This is a genomic window from Streptomyces sp. WAC 04229 (assembly GCF_003947455.1).
Lineage (GTDB): Bacteria > Actinomycetota > Actinomycetes > Streptomycetales > Streptomycetaceae > Streptomyces.
On record NZ_QHJH01000314.1, the window covers coordinates 1 to 4,702 of the forward strand.

Consider the following 4,702-nt stretch of genomic DNA (forward strand, 5'->3'; position numbering starts at 1 on the left):
TTCTCGATGCGCCCGGCGGCGCCGGTGGACAGGCTGGATGCCCGCCGAGGCGCGGCCCTTCTTCACGAAGCCGGTCTCGTCCACGATTAGCACCGTGTTGTCGGTGCCGAGGTGTTCGACGGCGTAGGCGCCGGCATCGTCGCGGACGGCGTCCGCGTCCCAGCGGGCGTAGCGCAGCAGCCGCTGCATCGGCCTCGGCCGGGCGAGGCAGGCCTGCTCGGCCAACTGCCAGCAGTTCTTCCGCTCCGCCTTCGACAGCAGCCCGAGCAGATAGGCACGGGCCGTCCTGCGCGGTTCAACTCGGCTGAACCGGCCCGCGATCCGGTCCATGGTCTGCTCACATACCGCCCGCCATCGGGCCCCGTCTATGCGGTGACCTGCGGCCATCGCACGATCGTCATGAGTCCACACAACCCTTGATGATCACGCGGTGGCCGTACCCGTTCCCAGCCGGGTCCGCGACAAGATCGCGAAGTCACACTGGAGTACTAGCGGTCGCAACGAGGATGTCATCGCCCAAGCACGCCGAAACAACAGCTTGACCTGTACAGAAGCATCAGCAGGAAGACGCCGGGACCGCTGTGGCCGAGCCGTGGCCTTCATCGCCTGGGACGGGCCGGGTGAAGTGGTAGCACTGGTCGACTGCTGTCTCTGAGCTGGAGACCAGGACGGAGACGGTCATCGTGTCCCCTTCACGCACTACGTTCTTGACATCGAAGGAACGGCGTCCGGTGGGGTCGAGGGCTTCGTTTATCCCCTCTTTCGTCAAGGCTTCGGCGTTCATACTCGCGATGCGCGTCTGCGCCAGGCGGACCCGGGTGCTGATTTGGGTGCTCGGACGGCATGCAACGTCCGTTCGCTCGGAAACTCTCGCCGTCCACGCCTGGCTGGGGTCGTGGTTGTAGATGAAGGCGAAGCACCGGGTCACCTGGACGGGCCCGCCGCCGGGGAGCATGGTCTCTTGGTTGTACTGGGCGGCTACCGTGGCTGTGGCTGTGTACTCGTGGCGGGTTGCGTCGTAGGTGATTACAGGGGCTTTGGAGTGCTGCCAGATGACGCCGATGAGCGCATCGGCGTCGGTAGCGACGCTCGTATCGAGTGCGCGGGCCGTGTCGTTCGCTGTGGCCCGAGCCTGCTTGAAGACCTGTGCGAGTGCCTTCTCCCTGCGCTCGCTGTTGACGTTTTCGTCATGCCAGTGCCGGTACCACAACCAGGAGACGACGATGCCGAGCACGATGGTCAACGCGATGAGGATGGTCAGGCAGCCGGTGGTGACGAGGCGGTTCGTCCGCCTCGTCACCACAGTGCGGCCGGTTTGGTCAGGTCCCACTAACTGCCCTTGTATCCAATACCGGCCAGCGCCTGCTCCATGACCCGGGCGTAGCCCGTGGTGCCGGCGTTCTTGGGGTGGAACGACTCAAGGCTGGCACAGATGTTCTCCCCGGGCCAGGGCAAGCAGGGTGCCTGATTGGCGGGGTCTCCGTCGTGGAAGTCGCCGTCGCCGTTCGGGCCGGCGACGACACGGTTGATCCACTCGTCGCTGTCACAGATTCCGTGGCCCTGGAAGGCAGGTATCGGATCGGCGAAAGCCACCTTGGTTCCGGCCTTGTTCAGCTCTGCCACTTTGGCTTTCTGCTTGTCTCGGACGTAGTCGGCCAGCTGGTTCAGGGCGTCGAAATCGGCTGTCACGCATTGCTCGGTGCTGACCAGGCGGGTATCCCATGAGGACGATCTGCGCGTTCGGCGCGGCGTCCGCGATGTCATCGATAAGGCCCCCGGTGTCCAGGACCGCTTGGTCGACTTTGCCCGTGTAGTCGGCGGGGTCGCACACGCCGACGATGTAGCAGTTTGTGACGGCGTTGGTGAAGTTGTCACCGTCGTTGCCACCGATGGTCAGCATGACCAGTGTGGTGTCTGGGCTGAGGACTCCGGAGTCGATCTGGCTCTTCTCGTGGTAGTTGCCCATTTCTCCCCAAGGTAGGGGGTCACCCGGGGTCAGTTGCGAGGTTTTCGCGCCGGAGCAGCTGACGTCGAGGAAGTCGACGGTGGCGCTCCTGTTGTCCGAGAGCTCGCCGAGGCTGGTGCTCTGGCCGGGCAGCAGGGTCTTGCGAGGCCAGGAGTTGTCGCTGCGGCGGCAAGCGTTCCAATCGCTCTCGCCGTGGTCCCTGTCGGACTCGGGTGAGTAGGCTCCGGTTCCTTCGCCGGAGGTGTAGGAGTCGCCCATGGCGACGACCATGTGCTTGGGCTTGCCTGCCAGCGGCTGGAAGGCGACGGCGTCCCAGGCGACGTCTTCGTCGGCGGTGCCGTCGGCGGTGGTGTTGGTGAGCTGCACCTGTGGGGTGCCGGTGAAGCGGTAGACGCCGAGTTCCACCCATGTATTGGCGCCGAAGTGGGTGTTGACGTAGCGGTGTCGGTCACCGCCTGCGACCCCCTTGATCACGTAGTGGGCCTGCTGGGTGTGCGCCCCGGTGTCCGGTTGATGCGCGAAGACGCGGGTCCACTCGACATTGCGGTCGAGGGTCCAGGTGCCATCGATGGTCATCCGGCCGCCGGGGCCACCGAGATGCGCGGTGTCGCGGGTGTGTGTGTACCAGAAGTGGCCGCCCTGGCCACCGCCGATCTGGTGCAGGTCTCCCTTGGCCTCGTATGGGCCCAGCCCTGGTCCGGTCGCCATCGGGTTGGGGTGGAACGTGAACTGGAAGTTGCCGGCGTCGGTGCCGGAAGATCCGCAGTCGGGGCGCCCGCGGCCAAGGCGCAGAGGGCCACAACGACCGGGACGAGGGCACGTGTACGGGGCATGCTTGTTTCTCCTGTGATGAAGTTGCGTCAATGGGTCACAGGAATTTCACAGTGCGCTCTGGGTGCCGATGCTGTCGGTGGTCGAGGGTGTCGGATCCTCGATCACAATCGTCCTGATGTTCGGCCTTGCGGGGGTTGCTGTCACCGGTGTACTGCCCGCTGTTTCGCGACGGGCCTCACGGGGCCTGTCCGGCCTCGTCGACAATGCCGGAGTCGATGAGGGCGACAGAGGTGACGGCGGTTCCCGCTTTGCCCCAGGCGTTGTCCTCCACGAGGACAGTGCGCTCACCCAGCAGCCGGGCCGTGCTCTTGTCGAAGATCCACTCGGTGCGTTCGCCGTCGTGTGTCCGGGCGACGGCGATTCCGTGTCGGCCCGCCGCGTCCACGGCGTCGGGGACGACGTCGACTCCGGGGATGAGGGCAGCGGCGCGGTAGAGGGCCGCAGTGGTCTCGGGAGGAGTTACCCCGTTGCGCAGCAGGTCGCCGATCGTGACGAAGGCTTCCTGGTCCGGTCCGGTCGTGGAGCCGGATCCGGCTCCGTGGTTCTTCTCGGCGTCGTCGCGGATCTGCCTGAGCAGAGCGTCGGGATCGGTCGGCAGGGCGGTCAGGAAGTTGTAGGTCGGTGCGTTCAGGTTCCCTTTGTCCGAAGCACCGGGCAACAGGCTGTCGTTGCCGCCCTTGCGCTGCAGAGTCCGCTCACTGCCGTCCACCGAGGTCCACTGCTCCATGCTCTCGTCCTCGCGCAGGAGTTCCATCTCGCCGGACGTGGTCTCGGAGAGCACGGATGTGTGGCCTACGGTCTTGACGTAGGAGTACTGTCCGGCGCGCACCGTTGTCTGGGGCGTCGTGGCGGCGGCCAGTGCCGCTCTCTCCAGCAGTTGGACCGATGCTGCTGAGGCTGGTGGCACGTTACGCGTGGTGTCAGAGGAACCGGATCCAAGGCCGAGGACGACGACGGCCGCACCAGCGGCCACTGCCGTGCCCAGAGCCAGTCCCCAACGCCCCCGTGGCCGCAATGCCGGCCACGGTGAGCGGGAACGTGCCTGCCGGTCGACCTCGCTCAAGAGGTGTTCGCGGCGCGCTGCCACGCGTTCGGGTGCCGGTTCCGGGCAGGGAGCGGGAGGCAGCGTCCGACTCGCCTGCTCACGCTCGGCCTGTTCCCGCTGCTCCAAACTCATCGTGCTCTCCTTCGGTGGGACGGTCGGGCTGCGGGCACCCCGCTCTGGGATATGTGTCCGCTGCCGGTCCGCGGTTCCGCACCGCCCGGGCCCGGTACCAGTTCCTCTTCGACAAAGCTGCGCAGTTTCCCTCGCGCCCGCGAGAGCCGGGAACGCACGGTGCCCACCGGAATCCCCAACGCTTCAGCGGCCGCGGCGTACCCCAGGTCAGACCAGACGACCAGAGTGAAGACCTCGCGCTCAATGCGCTTGAGACGCTGCAGCGCTCTGGCAGCGGCGGCCAGACGCTGAGCATCGACCATCTGTCCGACCACCGCGTCCGAAAAGTCGGGCAAGGCCTCAGGCGGCGGCAGGCGGGACATCGCCTCTCGGTGCCGGCGCGCCGCCCGGGCGATGTTGCGCATCACGTTCGTCGCGATACCCAAGAGCCACGCCCGGACGCTTCTGACTTCCTCGCGCAGCTTGTCACGCAGCCGCCACGCCTCCAGAAAGGTGAGAGACATGACGTCCTCTGCCAGGGCCCAGTCGCCCGTCGTCCGGATCGCATGGGCGTAGACGACGCGCGCATGCTCGTCGAAGATCTCGGCGAACGCCGCCCGATCGCCAGACCGGACCCGTTCATGCAAAAGGAAGTCCACAGCAACAAGTGTCCGCACAGCCACAACGGTTCCATTCCACCTGCGTCCGCTCCGGGCTCGGCTGGCCTGGCTCACGCTCCTGCAGCG

5 protein-coding genes and 1 pseudogene are annotated in these 4,702 nt (G+C 66.4%); all 6 read right to left on the reverse strand.

Annotated elements, in window-relative coordinates:
- Nucleotides 1-330: pseudogene (locus DMH12_RS37165) on the reverse strand (transposase); the annotation flags it as partial.
- Between the two features lie 226 nt (nt 331-556).
- Entirely contained in the window at nt 557-1,243 is a 687-nt protein-coding gene (locus DMH12_RS37170; protein WP_125495690.1) for a hypothetical protein, read from the reverse strand.
- An 86-nt stretch (nt 1,244-1,329) separates the two neighbouring features.
- On the reverse strand, nt 1,330-1,455 hold the full coding sequence (locus DMH12_RS40145) for a hypothetical protein (protein ID WP_260474482.1): 126 nt from the start codon (nt 1,453-1,455) through the stop codon (nt 1,330-1,332).
- A gap of 88 nt (nt 1,456-1,543) precedes the next feature.
- The gene (locus DMH12_RS37175; RefSeq protein ID WP_221763155.1) at nt 1,544-2,674 is read right to left on the reverse strand and encodes a hypothetical protein; all 1,131 of its coding nucleotides are present in this window, start codon (nt 2,672-2,674) and stop codon (nt 1,544-1,546) included.
- 301 nt (nt 2,675-2,975) lie between these two features.
- Nucleotides 2,976-3,977: a CU044_5270 family protein gene (locus tag DMH12_RS37180; RefSeq protein WP_125495691.1), complete on the reverse strand. Its 1,002-nt coding sequence runs from the start codon at nt 3,975-3,977 to the stop codon at nt 2,976-2,978.
- Entirely contained in the window at nt 3,974-4,615 is a 642-nt protein-coding gene (locus DMH12_RS37185) for an RNA polymerase sigma factor (RefSeq protein WP_125495692.1), read from the reverse strand. Before DMH12_RS37185 ends, DMH12_RS37180 begins: the two co-directional genes overlap by 4 nt.
- Between the last annotated feature and the right edge of the window lie 87 nt (nt 4,616-4,702).

Excerpts from the sequence above, each read along its gene's own strand:
- DMH12_RS37175 (WP_221763155.1), bottom strand. The coding sequence starts at position 2,674 with ATGGCGACCGGACCAGGGCTGGGCCCATACGAGGCCAAGGGAGACCTG.
- DMH12_RS37180 (WP_125495691.1), bottom strand. The coding sequence starts at position 3,977 with ATGAGTTTGGAGCAGCGGGAACAGGCCGAGCGTGAGCAGGCGAGTCGG.